Annotated in this window: 13 protein-coding genes; 8 read left to right on the top strand and 5 right to left on the bottom strand. The window is 45.0% G+C overall.

What is annotated here, in order from left to right; all coding sequences use genetic code 11:
* Positions 1-15: 15 nt before the first annotated feature.
* The 3 genes from AB4133_RS20250 to AB4133_RS20260 all read right to left on the bottom strand — a co-directional run bounded on the left by AB4133_RS20250 (position 16) and on the right by AB4133_RS20260 (position 2,904).
* Complete coding sequence (locus AB4133_RS20250) at positions 16-627, bottom strand: TIGR04211 family SH3 domain-containing protein (RefSeq protein WP_372225555.1); 612 nt, start codon at positions 625-627, stop codon at positions 16-18.
* Positions 628-832: 205 nt separating this feature from the next.
* Positions 833-2,095 (bottom strand): inorganic phosphate transporter, encoded by a 1,263-nt coding sequence (locus AB4133_RS20255; protein WP_086714247.1) that lies wholly within the window; start codon positions 2,093-2,095, stop codon positions 833-835.
* 128 nt (positions 2,096-2,223) lie between these two features.
* Positions 2,224-2,904: a TIGR00153 family protein gene (locus tag AB4133_RS20260; RefSeq protein ID WP_010434644.1), complete on the bottom strand. Its 681-nt coding sequence runs from the start codon at positions 2,902-2,904 to the stop codon at positions 2,224-2,226.
* Between the two features lie 207 nt (positions 2,905-3,111).
* Between AB4133_RS20260 and AB4133_RS20265 the strand changes: the two genes are divergently transcribed.
* Entirely contained in the window at positions 3,112-4,629 is a 1,518-nt protein-coding gene (locus tag AB4133_RS20265; protein ID WP_372225557.1) for a CYTH domain-containing protein, read from the top strand.
* A gap of 51 nt (positions 4,630-4,680) precedes the next feature.
* Here the strand turns inward: AB4133_RS20265 and AB4133_RS20270 are convergent, their stop codons facing one another.
* Complete coding sequence (locus tag AB4133_RS20270) at positions 4,681-5,430, bottom strand: potassium channel family protein (RefSeq protein ID WP_102321461.1); 750 nt, start codon at positions 5,428-5,430, stop codon at positions 4,681-4,683.
* Positions 5,431-5,527: 97 nt separating this feature from the next.
* On the opposite strand from AB4133_RS20270, the gene AB4133_RS20275 reads away from it, so the two are divergent.
* The 3 genes from AB4133_RS20275 to hldE all read left to right on the top strand — a co-directional run bounded on the left by AB4133_RS20275 (position 5,528) and on the right by hldE (position 11,411).
* Positions 5,528-6,784, top strand: coding sequence for a methyl-accepting chemotaxis protein (locus AB4133_RS20275; protein ID WP_017061421.1), 1,257 nt, complete (start codon positions 5,528-5,530; stop codon positions 6,782-6,784).
* A gap of 225 nt (positions 6,785-7,009) precedes the next feature.
* A complete protein-coding gene (gene glnE, locus AB4133_RS20280) occupies positions 7,010-9,859 on the top strand; it encodes a bifunctional [glutamate--ammonia ligase]-adenylyl-L-tyrosine phosphorylase/[glutamate--ammonia-ligase] adenylyltransferase (RefSeq protein ID WP_102428399.1) in 2,850 nt (949 codons plus the stop codon).
* 121 nt (positions 9,860-9,980) lie between these two features.
* Positions 9,981-11,411, top strand: a complete 1,431-nt coding sequence (gene hldE / locus AB4133_RS20285) for a bifunctional D-glycero-beta-D-manno-heptose-7-phosphate kinase/D-glycero-beta-D-manno-heptose 1-phosphate adenylyltransferase HldE (RefSeq protein ID WP_372225561.1) — start codon at positions 9,981-9,983, stop codon at positions 11,409-11,411.
* A 121-nt stretch (positions 11,412-11,532) separates the two neighbouring features.
* Here hldE and tolC read toward each other — a convergent pair whose 3' ends face one another.
* Positions 11,533-12,858: an outer membrane channel protein TolC gene (tolC, locus tag AB4133_RS20290; protein WP_017061424.1), complete on the bottom strand. Its 1,326-nt coding sequence runs from the start codon at positions 12,856-12,858 to the stop codon at positions 11,533-11,535.
* 227 nt (positions 12,859-13,085) lie between these two features.
* On the opposite strand from tolC, the gene nudF reads away from it, so the two are divergent.
* The 4 genes from nudF to yqiA are packed head-to-tail and all read left to right on the top strand — an operon-like array spanning position 13,086 to position 15,665.
* Positions 13,086-13,715: an ADP-ribose diphosphatase gene (gene nudF / locus AB4133_RS20295; RefSeq protein WP_017061425.1), complete on the top strand. Its 630-nt coding sequence runs from the start codon at positions 13,086-13,088 to the stop codon at positions 13,713-13,715.
* Between the two features lie 4 nt (positions 13,716-13,719).
* On the top strand, positions 13,720-14,160 hold the full coding sequence (locus tag AB4133_RS20300; RefSeq protein WP_008222561.1) for a DUF1249 family protein: 441 nt from the start codon (positions 13,720-13,722) through the stop codon (positions 14,158-14,160).
* A 59-nt stretch (positions 14,161-14,219) separates the two neighbouring features.
* Positions 14,220-15,044, top strand: coding sequence for a 3',5'-cyclic-AMP phosphodiesterase (cpdA, locus tag AB4133_RS20305; protein ID WP_017061426.1), 825 nt, complete (start codon positions 14,220-14,222; stop codon positions 15,042-15,044).
* Between the two features lie 15 nt (positions 15,045-15,059).
* A complete protein-coding gene (gene yqiA, locus AB4133_RS20310; protein ID WP_017061427.1) occupies positions 15,060-15,665 on the top strand; it encodes an esterase YqiA in 606 nt (201 codons plus the stop codon).
* Positions 15,666-15,752: the final 87 nt, after the last annotated feature.

Genomic DNA, 15,752 nt, shown 5'->3' on the forward strand with positions numbered 1-15,752 from the left:
ATACAAGCGTTAAGTCTACGCCCAACCGTTTGGTGATTTTCTGCGACGAGGCATGATGTGTGGCAGAACAAGGCCTAGAAGTAGACCAATACCCGCAACACCACCACCGTACATGAAGTACTTCAATAGTAGGTCGTCTTTTTGAGTGTCTAGCTTAGCGCGCAGTTCACGGTTCTCTGTTTGAGAACTCGTTAGCTGTTGGCTAATTTCACTGTAGTTCTGTTCTAGTTCAGCAATCTGCTTGTTACGAGAATCTAGAGAGCTTGCTAGGCCAGCTTTTTCGCTGTCAGCACTCTGACGAGCATTCGCTAGCTTGCCTTTAACTTCCGTCAGCTCTTTCTCTAGCTTAGGCATACGCAGTGCCATGCTTTCTTGAGTGCTTACAAGCTTGCTTTCAACCCAACCTTTACGGCCACGGTTGTCTTGAATTTGGGTGTAACCCGTACTCTTGTTAGTTTGTAGGAATGTAATCTTTTCACCAGCATCAACACTACCGATGATACGGAATGTGTTGTTTGGGCCAGAATGCATATAAGTAAATAGTTTGTCAGCAATATAACGGTCTTGTGCAAAGGCAGCTGGAGCCGCAAGCATTGCGAACAAAACTAAGCTAATCAGTTTTTTCACAGTAAATCCCTTAACGATTCAAATTGGGTAGGCGTATGAGTCAGCCTCAATCAGCAAATAATATTTAGTTTCTTTATGCGGTGCAACAAAGAAGGGAGGCAAAGCCTCCCTTTCTGTGCGTTTGAGTCAATAATGACATGGCATTTACATATCGTTACTGAAGCTCACACTGTTCTGACGCTAGTATTCACTAACGCAGTCGCGATTACATAGTAAACGCAGCTTGAATTGCGTAGAAGAACACAACAGCAAGTAGAGCACCTGCAGGTAGTGTCACAATCCAAGAAGCCACGATATTACGTACAACGCCTAAGTTTAGTGCTGCGATACCACGAGCAAAACCAACACCTAAAACAGCACCAACGAGTGTTTGTGTAGTAGAGATTGGAAGGCCAGTACCTGAAGCTAGTACAACCGTACATGCAGTTGCAAGTTGTGCAGCAAAGCCACGGCTTGGTGTTAGCTCTGTAATACCAGTACCAACGGTTGCCATTACTTTATGACCCATTGTTGCAAGACCAACAACGATACCGAATCCACCTAGAGGAAGAATCCACCATGCGATAGTACTCTTACCTGTGATTTCACCCATGTGCTCAACGGTTGATACAACAGCAGACAGTGGACCAATCGCGTTCGCAACGTCGTTTGAACCGTGTGCAAATGCCATCGCACAAGCTGTGATAACCATGAGTACAGAGAAGATGCCTTCAACACCTGCAAAGCCGTGGTCTTCTTCGCGGTTAGCGAATTTCTTCTGGATGTATAGGTAACCGCCGATCATTACAAGCGCAGAAACGCCAGCAGCCCAAACCCATGCTTCAGTGTTGCTTAGGTGAAGACCAACGTGCTTAAGGCCTTTTTTGATGGTTACAAGTGCAATTACCATTGTTGTAATGAACATGTATACCGGTACAAAGCGTTTCGCGTTAAATAGCGGGTTCTCTGTATCAAAAATCAGTCGTTGAGCACTTACAAATATGACGTAAGCGAAGAAGCCGGAAATAACGGGTGTGATAATCCAACTACCCACAATACCTTGAACACTGTTCCAGTCTACAGCTTCAGTACCTACAGAAATACACGCAAAACCGATGATTGCACCGATGATTGAGTGAGTCGTAGAAACCGGCCAGCCCATGTAAGAAGCGAGAAGTAGCCATGTACCAGCAGCAAGAAGTGCTGACATCATGCCGTACACAAGTACATCTGGTTGATGAGCGAATAGAGACGTTTCGATAACACCTTTACGAATCGTGTCTGTTACTTCGCCGCCCGCAAGGTAAGCACCTGCGAATTCAAAGATCATTGCGATAATGATCGCTTGTTTAACGGTTAAAGCTTTAGAGCCTACTGAGGTGCCCATTGCGTTCGCAACGTCATTTGCACCAATACCAATAGCCATCAAGAAACCGAAAGCTGCTGCAACAATAATCAGGACAGTGCCGTAGTTAGCAAGGATATCCATCGTAATACCTAGTTGTTTGATAACAAGCGGAACAAATTTAGACGCAAAAAACCGCTCAGCGAGAGGAATACTCAGCGCATAAGTGGTTTGTTCAAAAAATGCTCTTCGTTATATGGTTAACGTATGATTTAAGATCGAGAAAGCATTACTTCAAGACGAGCGCCTACACGCTGTGCTTGATCTGCAATACCACCAACCCATTCAAGAATTTTGTATAAGAACATGATATCAACTGGATTCAGATCGCCTTCAATTGCCATTAGTTGTTGGCGTAGTTCGATCTGCATCGCATCCGTGTCATCTTCAATTACATCTAATTGATGAATCATTTCGGCAACGAGTGTTACTTCACGGCCTTTAAAGCCAGTCTCAAGTAATTCGTCTAATTCATTGATTACGTTTTGTGCTTGGTTCGCTGCATCTAGACAACGTTTAACGTAAGCGATGAAGTTTTCTTGCATAGGAGCAGGAATGACAAGTTGACGACCATATACACGGCCAGCAATGTCTTTCGCTAGGTTTGCGAGTTTGTCTTGTTGAGTTAATAGCTCCAACATATCGGTGCGATCAACTGGCATAAACAAACCACGAGGAAGTTTAAGGCGAATTTCACGTTTTAGTACGTCAGCTTCTTTCTCAAGGTGAGAAATTTGAGCTCGAATTTCTGATGCTTTTTCCCAGTCACCTTTTGAAGAAACTTCAAAGAAATTAACTAGGTGAGAACAACATTCGTTCACGCATACTACGTGACGCTGCAAAGGTTTAATTGGGGACTTTGCAAATAACCCCATAATTGTATTTACTGGCATGGTCATCCAACCTAATAAATAATAACCTTAAAACAACATACACCATATTCATGGTGAAATGTTAAGCGATGGCTACAAAGTCGCGCATGTTAACCTAATCAATCTCTCATTAAAACTGTTTTAGATCATCATAAGGGCGATATTTCTGACTTGCCGACTTTTCAAATTGGCAATATCCTGTCCCTATCTTCACAGAAAGGTATAACTATGGAAACCGAGATAGAACTGAAGTTTTTTGTTTCTCCTGAATTTTCAGAGACTTTACGCAATAAAATTGCTGAAACTAAAGTACTTCAGCACAGTTGTCGTGAGCTAGGTAACATCTACTTTGACACCGCTGACAACTGGCTACGTAAGCACGATACAGGCTTACGCATTCGACGCTTTGATGACGTATTTGTACAAACCGTAAAGACTGCTGGTCGTGTGGTTGCTGGCCTGCATCAAAGGCCTGAATACAATGCAGAACACGACAGCAACGAACCTAAGCTAGCCCTGCACCCAGAGGATATCTGGCCAACAGGTAAAGACATCGAAACGTTGCAAGCTGAGCTGACTCCTCTGTTCTCTACCAACTTCACGCGTGAGCAGTGGTTGATTGGTATGCCTGATGGTAGCCAAGTCGAGGTCGCATTCGATCAAGGCTTTGTTGAATCAGGCGACCTGCAAGAACCGATTTGCGAAGTCGAATTGGAACTTAAATCCGGTCAAACGGATGCGCTATTTACATTGTCTCGCCAATTCTGCGAACAAGGTGGCATGCGCTTGGGTAACCTAAGTAAAGCAGCTAAGGGTTACCGCCTTGCTCAAGGTTATCAAGGAGATGAAGTCACTCCTTTGACCTTAGTTGATACTGACAAAAGTGATACCGTTGAATCGTGTTTCATTCAATCTTTAGAGCATGCTCTCGCTCATTGGCACTATCACGAGCAGATTTTCACTGAGCGTCAATCGATTGAAGCGCTACATGAGATCAGTCATTCACTGAGCTTTATCCGCCAGACTTTCACCATTTATGGTGGCATTGTCCCTAGACGAGCAAGTGCTATTTTACGTCAAGAGTTGAAGTGGCTTGAGCAAGAGCTCGACTGGCTGAAAAGCTATGATCACTTCGAAGACTTGCTGGAAGATAAAGGCCATGTACTACGTAAACTCGATGCGCGTAAGTTCTTAGTCGCTGAGCTTAAAGAGATGCAAGAGCAACTGCCAGATCGTGAAGATCTGCTTACCTTGCTGAGCTCTGCTCGTTACACCGGTTTATTGTTAGATTTGAGCCGTTGGATCTTGTCTCGTGGCTGGCAGCCTTTCTTAGATGAGAAAGCGCGTGAGCAAATGGGTCGTGGTATCGAATGGTTTTCCGTGCAGCAACTCGATCGCACATGGGTCGATTTGATGGAAGCTTTCCCGCCAGAGCGAGTGATGACCAGCCAAGCGTATATTGAGCAGCAATACCGTTTGATGCGAAACCTATATTCTGGTGTTGGTTTCGCGAGTTTGTATGATGACGCTGAGCGAAACAGTTTCCGTTTACCTTGGGCCGATATGGTGCAAGGCATTGATGACTTGCTGGCACTTAAAACATTAGAGCCTTTGACTGAGAAGCTGGAAGGCGATGAGAAGCTTCAGCTAGAGCGTTGGTTAGCTCGTCAAGAAGTGTCCATTCTGCATGCGATGGAACAGACACGCCAAATCAGTGTTGAGGTTGAGCCATACTGGCAAGACTAAACTCGATACCTGTATCAATAGAAGTATGAATTTGAAAATAGGGCTCCGGCCCTATTTTTTTGTTTGTTGCTCAAGTTTTTCGAGTCGCTCTAAGATTTTCTGTTGCTGCTCGATGATCTTCTCAAGGTGTTTCTCTTTGTTTTCCGCTCGTTGATTCTCATGATGAGTTGGGGAGGTGATCAAAGAAGTAATCAAGCCTGAAATCATACCAAACACACCGACACCACAGATGATCACCATTGAAGCCACTAACTGACCGGAAGTTGTCACTGGGTAATGGTCGCCATAACCCACAGTACTGATGGTCACAAACGCCCACCATAAAGCATCATGACCTGTAGTGATGTTGGCGTTCGGATCTTTGTGTTCCAATAGCAGGATCGTGCCAGCACCGATAGTCAGTAAGATCACCAAAAGCAGAATGATGGAAGCGAAAGTGGTCTCTTTCCTATTACGAAATAACTCTCTGAAAATACGTTTACTTGAACGCAGAACTAAGATGACTCGCAGAATTTGAAAAATACGGGCGAAACGAAGAGGCTCGATCATTGGGATACTTGCTAAGAAATCGATCCAGTGTACTTTTAGAAATTCTTTTTTGTTTTGTGATCTAAATAGATCAATTGTGAGCTGAAAAAGAAAAACACTACAGATTATAAAATCGAGGCCGATAAGGACTTGTTTCGATTCTTTATCGATCGGTACGAACAATAAGCCTGAGATCACAAATAACGCTAAGAAAGAGAGAATCAGTGACAATAAGCTCATCGGCTTGGTGGCGTCTTTGGTATTATTCAACATTCATACGAGGCTCAAAATAAATCGCGAACTTTGACTGACATAGCCACCTCGCGGATATAGAAGCCATCAATATATAAGAATTAATGGAGAACTGACAATGACTAAACTGTCATTCAAGCCGTGGGAAAGGGTAATCTCTGACGTTCGTCTCGTTCCAAAAATGGTCATGTTGATGATATTCAGCACTATCTTGATCATTTCGAAGCAGCTATGGGACGCAAGTACGTTTTACGATTCATTGCTTGCTGTAACGAACAATGCGCAAGTCGCACAACAGCATTACGAGACTTACCTAGTTCAAGTGGCTTGGCAAACAGCCTTGATGATCATTGTGTTTGTGGTTCTTCTGTTAGCAGCGGCGCGCGTTATGCTGCGCCAGACTCAATACCTTAATGACGCCATTAAAACCATGGCAGATAAGAACTTATCAGTGCCGATTCAAATGGACTGTAAAGATGAATACGGCGATGTGGCACGCGAACTTGAAAAAACTCGCGTCCAACTGAACGACATGATCAAAACTCAGGTGGCCTCTTCTGATGAGCTGTTTGCTCTGACGGAAGTGATGACCATCAGCATGTCTGAAACCAAAGAGTCAGCTCAAGAAGAGTTCAACGAGATCGATCAACTGGCAACAGCAATGAGTGAGATGACGTCGACGGTGCAAACTGTCGCTGAGCATGCACAAAGCGCTTCGTCATTGACTGAACAGGCATCAGGCCAAGCTCTTACTGGTCAGAAGTTCGTTCAAGGATCAGTGTCTAAGATGAGTGAGCTATCTTCAGATATCGCAGCATCTGCAGCAGCGGTAAACCAAGTAGAAGAACGCGTTGACTCAATTGGCAGTGTGGTTGGTACTATCCAAGGCATTTCAGAACAGACAAACCTACTAGCATTGAACGCTGCAATTGAAGCGGCACGTGCCGGTGAAGCGGGTCGTGGTTTTGCGGTTGTTGCTGATGAGGTTCGTAACCTTGCACAGCGCACTCAGCAAGCGACGGTAGAGATTCAAGACATGATCAGTCATCTACAAAGCAGCGCTAACTCTGCGGTAGAACTGATGGAGAAGAGTGTTGTTGAAGCGGCTGAAGGTGTTGATCTGGTGACTAACGCGGGAAGTGAGCTTGACGGCATTGTAAGCCAAGTCAATCAAATCAATGATATGAACTTCCAGATCGCGACCGCTGCAGGCCAACAGAGCAGTGTTGCTGAAGAGATGAGCGTCAACCTGACCAATGTACGCGAGCTTGTTGAAGCTTCAGTTGTGGTGGTTGGTGAACTGCTCGAGACCTCTCAGCTTATGGAAAGTAACGCGCAAGAACTCGACGGTAAGATTAAGCAATTTAAGGTTTAGTCCTCAGCACCCAATCTTCATCCGTCAAAGGCTAATTCCCAGAGACTGTTTCTCGGTTGTAAGCTCAACCAGATAAGTTAATCGATAAAACGGCCACATTGCTAATGTGGGCGTTTTTTATTGGCGTAACTTTGGTATAACTTATCTTTAGTTATGAAAACTCGTTATTGAAGAACTGAATCGATAAACCGATTGTTCGGCGCGCAGCTTATACAAGGAAGAAACATGCCATTGCCTTCTCAACTCATCACTCACTCCCAGCCTGCTTTTGAGCAATTATTAGAGCATCAAAGTGAAGCCATCAATACTTGGTCTGAGCCACTGACTGAAGATCTTAAACGTGTACTCGGTTTAAGCTGTTTTATTGGTGATTGCCTGCAGCGTGATACGGTTTTATGTGGTGACTTACCTAATATGTTGGCATGCGAAGAACGCGCTGAAGGATACCGAGAACGCTTGGCTGAATTACTTTCTAGTTGCACCGATGAAATGAGCGGTCAGCGCGTGCTGCGTCAATTCCGAAATCGAGAAATGACCTACATTGCTTGGCGTGATTTTATGGGTTCGTGGGAGCTAGAGCAGAGCCTAAATCATCTATCGATGTTGGCTGAGGCGATGATCTTCGAAACCTACCAATGGCAGTACGATATTTGTTGTAAAGAGTGGGGCACACCTTGTAATGAACAAGGCGAAGCACAGCCGATGTTGATCATTGGTATGGGCAAGCTAGGGGGCGGTGAGCTTAACTTCTCTTCCGATATCGATCTGATCTTCACCTACCCAGAGAATGGTGAAACCCAAGGTGCAAGACGCAGCATTGCCAATGCGCAGTTCTTTACACGTCTCGGGCAACGTATTATTAAGGCGCTTGATCAGCAAACCTTCGATGGATTCTGTTATCGAGTAGACATGCGCCTGCGTCCATTCGGTGAGAGTGGTCCACTGGTCATGAGTTACGCTGCGCTAGAAGATTACTATCAAGAACAAGGTCGCGATTGGGAACGCTACGCTATGGTCAAAGCGCGTGTGATGGGCAGTGAGATGTACCCTGAGTATCAAGAGCTTCGCCAAATGCTACGCCCGTTTGTGTTCCGCCGTTATATTGATTTTAGTGCGATTCAATCTCTGCGCCGAATGAAGTCTATGATCAGCAGCGAAGTGCGTCGTCGTGGTCTCTCGAACAACATCAAGCTTGGCTCTGGTGGTATTCGTGAAGTTGAGTTTATCGCACAAGTCTTCCAATTGATTCGTGGTGGACGCGAGCCTAGCTTACGCGGTCGAGGGTTACTCGAAACCTTAAGTGCGATTGAATCCCTTCATCTGCTAGAGTCTGAAGAGGTGGGGCACCTACGTGAAGCTTATCTGTTTTTGCGTCGCCTTGAGAACCTGTTACAAGCCATGGCTGATAAGCAAACTCAAACCTTACCTGACGGTGAATTCGAACAACTGCAGCTTGCGGTTGCCATGCAATTTTCCGATTGGGATAGCTTGATTGTGGCAACTCGCGCCCATATGGCGAATGTACATACCGTGTTCGAAGACCTAATTGGCGTTGATGAAGATGACGCTAATCCGATCGCGAGCCACTTTAGCGAGTTGTGGGATATGGCCCATAAACCCGATGTAATTGAGCACGTGTTGGAACACGACATTGCGGTCGCGAGCCCGCCTGATGCGGCGAAAACGATCATTCAGTTTAAAGCCGATTTGGCTAAAAAGACTCTTGGCCCTCGTGGGCGGGAAGTCCTCAATCGACTGATGCCGAAAGTGTTTCAAGCGCTGTACACCGCTAAGGATGCCGAGTTTGGTTTGTCGCGAGTACTGCATCTGCTGCATAAAATCGTTACGCGTACCACTTACCTTGAACTACTAGATGAACACCCTGCCGCGTTGACTCAGCTAGTTCGCCTGTGTACGGCAAGCCCGATGATTTCGGAGCAGTTGGGTCGTTATCCAATTCTGTTAGATGAACTTATCGACCCTCAGCAACTCTACAATCCCGTGCCTTTAGAGTCTTACAAGACCGAGTTGCGTGATTATCTAGCCCGTATCCCTGAAGATGATATGGAGCAACAGATGGAAGGTCTGCGTCAGTTTAAGCAGACCTGTATATTGAGAATTGCAGCCGCGGATATTGCGGGTGCTCTACCTGTCATGAAGGTCAGTGATCACCTGACCTACTTAGCAGAAGCCATTGTGGAGGCGGGGGTCAATCAAGCTTGGTTACAAGTATCCGCCAAGTTTGGTGAACCGACCCATGTTAAAGATCGCGAAGGTCGCGGTTTTGCTGTCGTTGGTTATGGCAAAGTCGGTGGTTGGGAGCTTGGTTATAACTCCGATCTTGATATCGTGTTCATGCACGACTGCCCGGTACACATCTATACTGATGGAAAGAAAGAGATCGATGGACGCCAATTCTACTTAAGATTAGCGCAGCGTATTATTCATATTTTCTCGACCAGAACTGCTTCTGGTATTTTGTACGAAGTCGATACTCGCCTACGCCCTTCTGGTGCATCTGGTCTATTGGTGAGTCCAACCGATGCCTTTGACGAGTATCAGCACAATGACGCGTGGACATGGGAGCACCAGGCCCTCACTCGTGCTCGTATGATTTACGGTGATGACTTATTGGTATCTGCGTTTAACAAAACTAGGCATGAGGTTTTGTGCTTGCCACGAGATGAGGCAACACTCAAAAAGTCAGTTGTGGATATGCGTGAAAAAATGCGTGGCCATTTAGGCGGTAAAAAAGCCGATCGATTCATGCTTAAACAAGATGCGGGCGGTATTACTGATATTGAGTTCTTGGCGCAATACTTAGTGCTGAGATACAGCAACGAGAAACCTAAGCTTACTCGTTGGTGTGACAATGTGAGAATCTTTGAAAGCTTGTTGTCGCAAGGGATAATGGACGAGCAACAAGGTATGGCATTGACCAATGCGTACACCACATTAAGGGATGAAATCCACCACCGTAATCTACTTAACCTTGATGCGGATGTGGCGATTGAAAAGTTCGAAATGGAAAGAGAACATGTTGTTCAGGCATGGAAGCAGTGGATGGAAGCATAATTCAGTCATAGCGTAGCGAGTGCTATGTTTATCTTGATAGGCTTTTACTCATTTATCTGTAGTTTAGCCACTGTAATCAGTGTGCTAGACTCTAGCCAGATTCGATTTTTGGAGCTCAACAATGAAACCAATTCTACCTGACTACAGCCAATCAGGTGTTCTTATTGTCGGTGACGTAATGCTTGACCGTTACTGGTATGGCCCAACTGGCCGTATTTCACCAGAAGCACCAGTCCCCGTTGTGAAAGTAGAAAATAACGAAGAGCGTCCTGGTGGTGCTGCCAACGTAGCAATGAACATTGCCTCTCTTGGTGGGCATGCTCATGTTGTTGGTTTGACTGGTAAAGATGAGCCTGCTGAGGTGTTGAAAAGCACTTTAGGTGCTCTGAAGGTTAAGTGTGATTTCGTTGAGTTAGAAGACTATCCAACCATCACCAAACTACGAGTGATGAGCCGTGGTCAGCAGTTGATTCGCTTGGATTTTGAAGACAAATTCGAAAACACCAACCCAGAGCTTATGCTGTCTCGCATGGAGCAAGCCCTACCAAATGTACGTTCGGTTATCTTGTCAGATTACGCGAAAGGTGCATTAGAGCATGTACAGAGCTTCATTCAAAAAGCACGCGCAGCCAATGTTCCTGTATTCATCGATCCCAAAGGCGCGGATTTAGAGCGCTACCGTGGTGCGACATTACTTACACCAAACATGGCAGAGTTTGAGCTGGTTGCAGGTAAAGTGAAATCAGAAGAAGATCTTATCGAGAAGGGTATTGCCTTGATCGAGAAGTATGACTTTGAAGCTCTATTGGTGACTCGCAGTGAAAATGGTATGACTTTATTACGTAAAGGTCAGGCACCATTCCACTTGCCAACCCAAGCGAAAGAAGTGTACGACGTAACTGGTGCTGGTGATACGGTTATCTCAGTACTGGCTGCGTCTGTTGCAGCTGGTAAGCCATTGGATGAGGCGTGTGCATTAGCGAACGCTGCAGCTGGTGTCGTTGTTGGTAAGCTAGGTACGTCAACGTTATCCACGATAGAGCTAGCTGAAGCGATTCACGGCAGTCAAGACACAGACTACGGTGTGATCTCAGAAGCGGCACTGGTTGAAGCGGTGAAGCGTGCTCGTGCGAAAGGCGAGAAGGTAGTTATGACCAATGGCTGCTTTGATATTCTACATGCTGGTCATGTTTCTTACATGAATCACGCGGCTGAGCTGGGCGATCGTTTGATCGTTGCGGTAAATACCGATGAATCAGTGAAACGCTTGAAAGGCCCTGGTCGCCCTGTGAACCCAACTGATCGTCGTATGGCGGTATTGGCTGGCTTAGGTGCAGTTGATTGGGTTGTGCCATTCTCTGAAGATACCCCTCAACGTTTAATCTCTGAGGTACTGCCAAGCATTCTTGTGAAAGGTGGTGATTACAAGCCTGAAGAGATTGCTGGTGGTGCGGAAGTGATTGCTGCTGGTGGTGAAGTGAAAGTACTTAACTTTGAAGATGGTTGCTCTACCACTGAAATCATTAAAGCGATTAAAGGTGGTCGAGGCTAGTTTTTAGTTTTTAGTTTTTGGCGTTAAGCTTTTAGTTAGGCAGTAAATCTCGCTTTAATCGATAATAAAAATGCCGCTCAATGAGCGGCATTTTTGTAACGGTAACTTGAGTAATTAAGAGTTACTTACTTGCTACTTTTAGACCTGCGTTTACATCAACAATGTCTTGTTCGCTTAGCGTACCAACTGCTTGACGAAGCTGAAGTACACTTAGGATGTAGTTGTAACGAGCATCTGAAAGGTTTTTGTTCGCATCATATAGACGACGAGTCGAATCTAGTACGTCAACGATAGTACGAGTACCTACATCAAAACCAGCTTCTGTTGCTTCTAGAGCAGACTGAGCAGAAACTACAGACTGTTCGTAAGCGCGTAGAGCACCGATCGAAGCGCTGATGTTGTTGTTGAATGCACGTACGTCTTTTACAACGCTACGGTAAGTTGCTTCTAGATCTTCACTTGCTGCAACGTAGTTGTATTCAGCCTGTTTAGTCAATGAAGTTGTGTTACCACCCGTGTATAGAGGTACAACTAAGTTCAAACCAATGTTTAGGTTGTCTTGGTCGTAATCTTGGGTGCTGTTTGATTGATCTGAAACAGCGTAGCTACCATCTAGGGTTAAGCTTGGTAGGTGACCAGAGCTTGCTAGAGAGATGTTGTCTTTTGCTACGTCTTGAGAGATACGTGCAGCCAATAAGCTAAGGTTCTTTTGTTCTGCTTGTTCAACAAGTGCAACTGCAGACTCAGAAGATTTGCTTGCTGAGAAACGATCAGTATCTAGGATGCTTAGGTTAGAGTGTTCCTGACCTGTAATCTCACGAAGACCTTCGTAGCTATTCGTTAGGTCGTTCTCTGCAAGAACTTCATCAGCCAAAACACCATCGTACTGAGCTTGCGCATCATGTACATCGGTGATTGCTGAAAGACCTACTTCAAAACGTTGCTTAGTTTGTTCTAGTTGACGAGCAACCGCTGCTTTCTCTGCACGAACAAATTCTAGGTTATCTTGAGCGCGAAGCACTTCGAAGTATGCTGTCGCAACACGAAGGATCAAGGCTTGTTGTTCTGCCGCGTAAGCTGAATCAGATTGACGAGCGGTTTTCTCTGCCGTATCTAGTGTGATCCATGAAGAACGCTGGTAAAGCTCTTGGCTGAAGCCGATAGCAGCTCCCCAAGTGTTGTTATCAATGCTTGAATTACCAACACCTGATGTATCTCGATCACCACGATTAATGTCGTAGTTTGCTGTTAGGTTGATTTGCGGTAACAAAGAGCTACGACTTGACGTTACTGCTTCAAAAGCGGCATCGCGCTGCGCTGCTGAACGAAGAAGTTGTGGATCGTTCTGTTTTGCTTGGTCGTAAACTTCAGCTAGCGTATCAGCAAAAGCTGACGAACTCAGGCTGCCAATTGCTGCACTGATAAATAGTGGAAGCAGTTTTTTCATTTTCCTATTCCTGCCTTTTATGGAATTTTCTTTAGAAGAGTTTAACCCAGTTTGGTGGTAATTTACTCGAAACTTTGCACTTTTTTACAGTTAACTGTCCACTTGTGCAATATTTATTTTTTAAAGCTTAACTTTAATTATAAATTTTATATAAAAAGTTGAACCTTATCCTTGGTAGTTAACTCGGACAATGAGTAAACTATAAAGATCACTTAGTGAGGTACCAAATGCAACAGTATGACAATCAACGACATGAGTTTACTCCGCAAGATGTGGAAATAGTCTCAAAAGAGACGCTGTTTCGTGGTTTTTTCAAAATGGTCAAGTACACATTTAAACATAGACTATTTGAGGGAGGCTGGAGCCAACCAATAGAGCGTGAGATGTTTGAGCGTGGACATGCTGCCGCTTTGCTACCTTATGATCCTGTGCGTGATGAAGTGGTGATCGTCGAACAGATCCGTGTCGGAGCCCTAGAGCATGAGAACCCATGGCAATACGAAATTGTTGCTGGGATCATTGATACGGACGAATCGCCACAAGACGTCGCTCGTCGTGAAGCAATGGAAGAAGCCGGAGTCGAAGTCGGATCTGTATTGCCTATTACTTCGTATTATCCTTCATCTGGTGGTTGCTCTGAAAAGCTCGACGTCTTTGTTGGCTGTGTTGATGCAACGACAGCCAAAGGGGTACACGGATTGGACTACGAAGGTGAAGACATTCGTGTACAAGTGATGAGTCGCGAAGCTGCTTATCAGTTGGTAAAAGATGGTGTATTTGAAAATGGAGCCACGATCATTGCGCTACAGTGGCTACAATTGAACTACCAAGAATTACAGTCAGAGTGGATAGATTAACGTCATGCCAAATATCGCGGTCAAAAAACCGTATCATGTTGATCTTGCTGAATTGATGCGAGTTTACGAGACTAACTATGCCAAACTGAACGCTTTGTTACCGGTTGGGCATGAGGTTGGTGACGTTCGCTGTTACCAAGCCGTTAATATGGTGTATCAATTGACAGTGAATGAGGTCACAAAATACACCACATTAATAGATATATGTCAGAGTGATGCGATGCCAGTGTTTCCTTTGCCAAAAATGTCTGTCAGGCTATATCACGACGCTCGAGTTGCAGAAGTGTGCGCTAGCGGGGATTTTTCGCGAGTCAAAGCGAAATATGACTACCCCAACACTAAGCTTCTGCAAAAGGACGAGAAATTTCAATTGAATAAATTTCTTGGGGAATGGTTAACGTTTTGTTTAAAAACGGGTATCAGCCGAACCCCAATTGCCTTTTAATTGAGCCTATTTATCAACACTTTTAAAGTCTAAACAGTAACGTATCTGGATTTGTTATTTTGGAATTATCACACACTTCAAAATTTGATGAGAGCACTATTAAGCTTGTGCAGCTAACGGACACGCATTTATTTGCGCCGAGCAATGGCAGCTTATTAAGCATCAACACTCAAGATAGCTTTCGTGCTGTAGTCGATGGCATTGTTAGTCAGGGCTTTGACTATCAAGCGATTTTAGCAACCGGTGATATATCTCAAGATCACAGTGCTGAGTCGTACCAGAAATTTGAGTCAGGGATTCAGCCTTTGGAAAAGCCATGCTATTGGCTGCCAGGGAACCATGACTTTAAGCCTAATATGGGCAGTGTTTTACCATCACCACAAATACAGTGTGTTGAGCATGTCTTGCTAGGCGATAACTGGCAGATGGTGATGCTAGACTCGCAGGTGGTTGGTGTGCCTCATGGTCGCCTCAGCGATCAACAGCTTGACCTATTAGAACAGAAGCTGACGGAGTTCCCTGAACGTAATACCTTGGTTCTATTGCACCACCATCCATTGTTGGTTGGCAGCGCATGGTTAGATCAACATAACCTAAAAGACGCCGATCAATTTTGGGATGTGGTTCAACAGCACACCAATGTTAAAGCCGTACTGTGTGGTCACGTTCATCAAGACATGAACCGAGATCATCATGGTGTACAAGTCATGGCAACACCGTCGACTTGTGTGCAATTCAAACCTAACTCAGATGACTTCGCGGTTGATACTTTGTCTCCGGGCTGGAGAGAGATTGAATTACATCAAGACGGTACCGTTAGCACGCAAGTTCGTCGTCTGCCTCATGGGCAGTTCTTGCCTGATTTTAAGGCTGCTGGTTACTAATGAAGGCGGTTATTGATGCCAGGCTCTAATCAACAAGCTAATAAGCCATCGCTGCTTCTCTATATTCACGGATTTAACAGCTCATCACGTTCTCATAAAGCGAATGTGATGGCAGATTACTGTGCGGAGCATCGCGCTGATATTAAAGTCGTAACCCCTCAACTGCCGAGTTTCCCTCAACAAGCGGCACTTCATTTACAGCAGCTGGTGGAGCAATACAAAGAGCAATATCAAATAGCGTTGGTCGGTAGCTCGCTGGGTGGCTATCTTTCAACATGGCTGAATAGCCACTATGGTTTTAAAGCGGTGGTTGTAAACCCAGCAGTGAAGCCGTATGAGCTTCTTGCTGACTATTTAGGTGAACAAGTAAACCCATACACAGATGAACGATATGTACTGGAAACAAAACATATTGATGAACTGAAGGCGTTAGAGGTTTCGGCTATCGCTAAGCCGAGCGACTTCTGGTTACTTCAGCAAACGGAAGACGAAGTTCTGGATTACCGACAAGCGGTAGAGAAGTACCAAGGTGCAACACAGACAGTAGAAGAGGGCGGGGATCATAGCTTTGTTGATTTTGAACGCTACCCACAACAAATCATCACCTTTCTAAATCTTTAATCTGTTCCACCAACCAAGTGATTTTCTCTTGTTTGCCTGTTATTTCATCTATCAATGGTGAAATATCATAGTTTGATGTCTTAGTTT

It is taken from the genome of Vibrio sp. 10N.286.52.F8, from assembly GCF_041468745.1.
Lineage (GTDB): Bacteria > Pseudomonadota > Gammaproteobacteria > Enterobacterales > Vibrionaceae > Vibrio > Vibrio crassostreae_C.

Bases quoted from the DNA above. Each gene is read 5' to 3' on its own strand.
- AB4133_RS20275 (WP_017061421.1), top strand. From the start codon at position 5,528: ATGACTAAACTGTCATTCAAGCCGTGGGAAAGGGTAATCTCTGACGTT.
- AB4133_RS20265 (WP_372225557.1), top strand. From the start codon at position 3,112: ATGGAAACCGAGATAGAACTGAAGTTTTTTGTTTCTCCTGAATTTTCA.
- AB4133_RS20300 (WP_008222561.1), top strand. From the start codon at position 13,720: ATGCCAAATATCGCGGTCAAAAAACCGTATCATGTTGATCTTGCTGAA.
- hldE (WP_372225561.1), top strand. From the start codon at position 9,981: ATGAAACCAATTCTACCTGACTACAGCCAATCAGGTGTTCTTATTGTC.
- AB4133_RS20255 (WP_086714247.1), bottom strand. From the start codon at position 2,095: ATGGATATCCTTGCTAACTACGGCACTGTCCTGATTATTGTTGCAGCA.
- AB4133_RS20270 (WP_102321461.1), bottom strand. From the start codon at position 5,430: ATGTTGAATAATACCAAAGACGCCACCAAGCCGATGAGCTTATTGTCA.
- yqiA (WP_017061427.1), top strand. From the start codon at position 15,060: ATGCCAGGCTCTAATCAACAAGCTAATAAGCCATCGCTGCTTCTCTAT.
- tolC (WP_017061424.1), bottom strand. From the start codon at position 12,858: ATGAAAAAACTGCTTCCACTATTTATCAGTGCAGCAATTGGCAGCCTG.
- nudF (WP_017061425.1), top strand. From the start codon at position 13,086: ATGCAACAGTATGACAATCAACGACATGAGTTTACTCCGCAAGATGTG.
- AB4133_RS20260 (WP_010434644.1), bottom strand. From the start codon at position 2,904: ATGCCAGTAAATACAATTATGGGGTTATTTGCAAAGTCCCCAATTAAA.
- glnE (WP_102428399.1), top strand. From the start codon at position 7,010: ATGCCATTGCCTTCTCAACTCATCACTCACTCCCAGCCTGCTTTTGAG.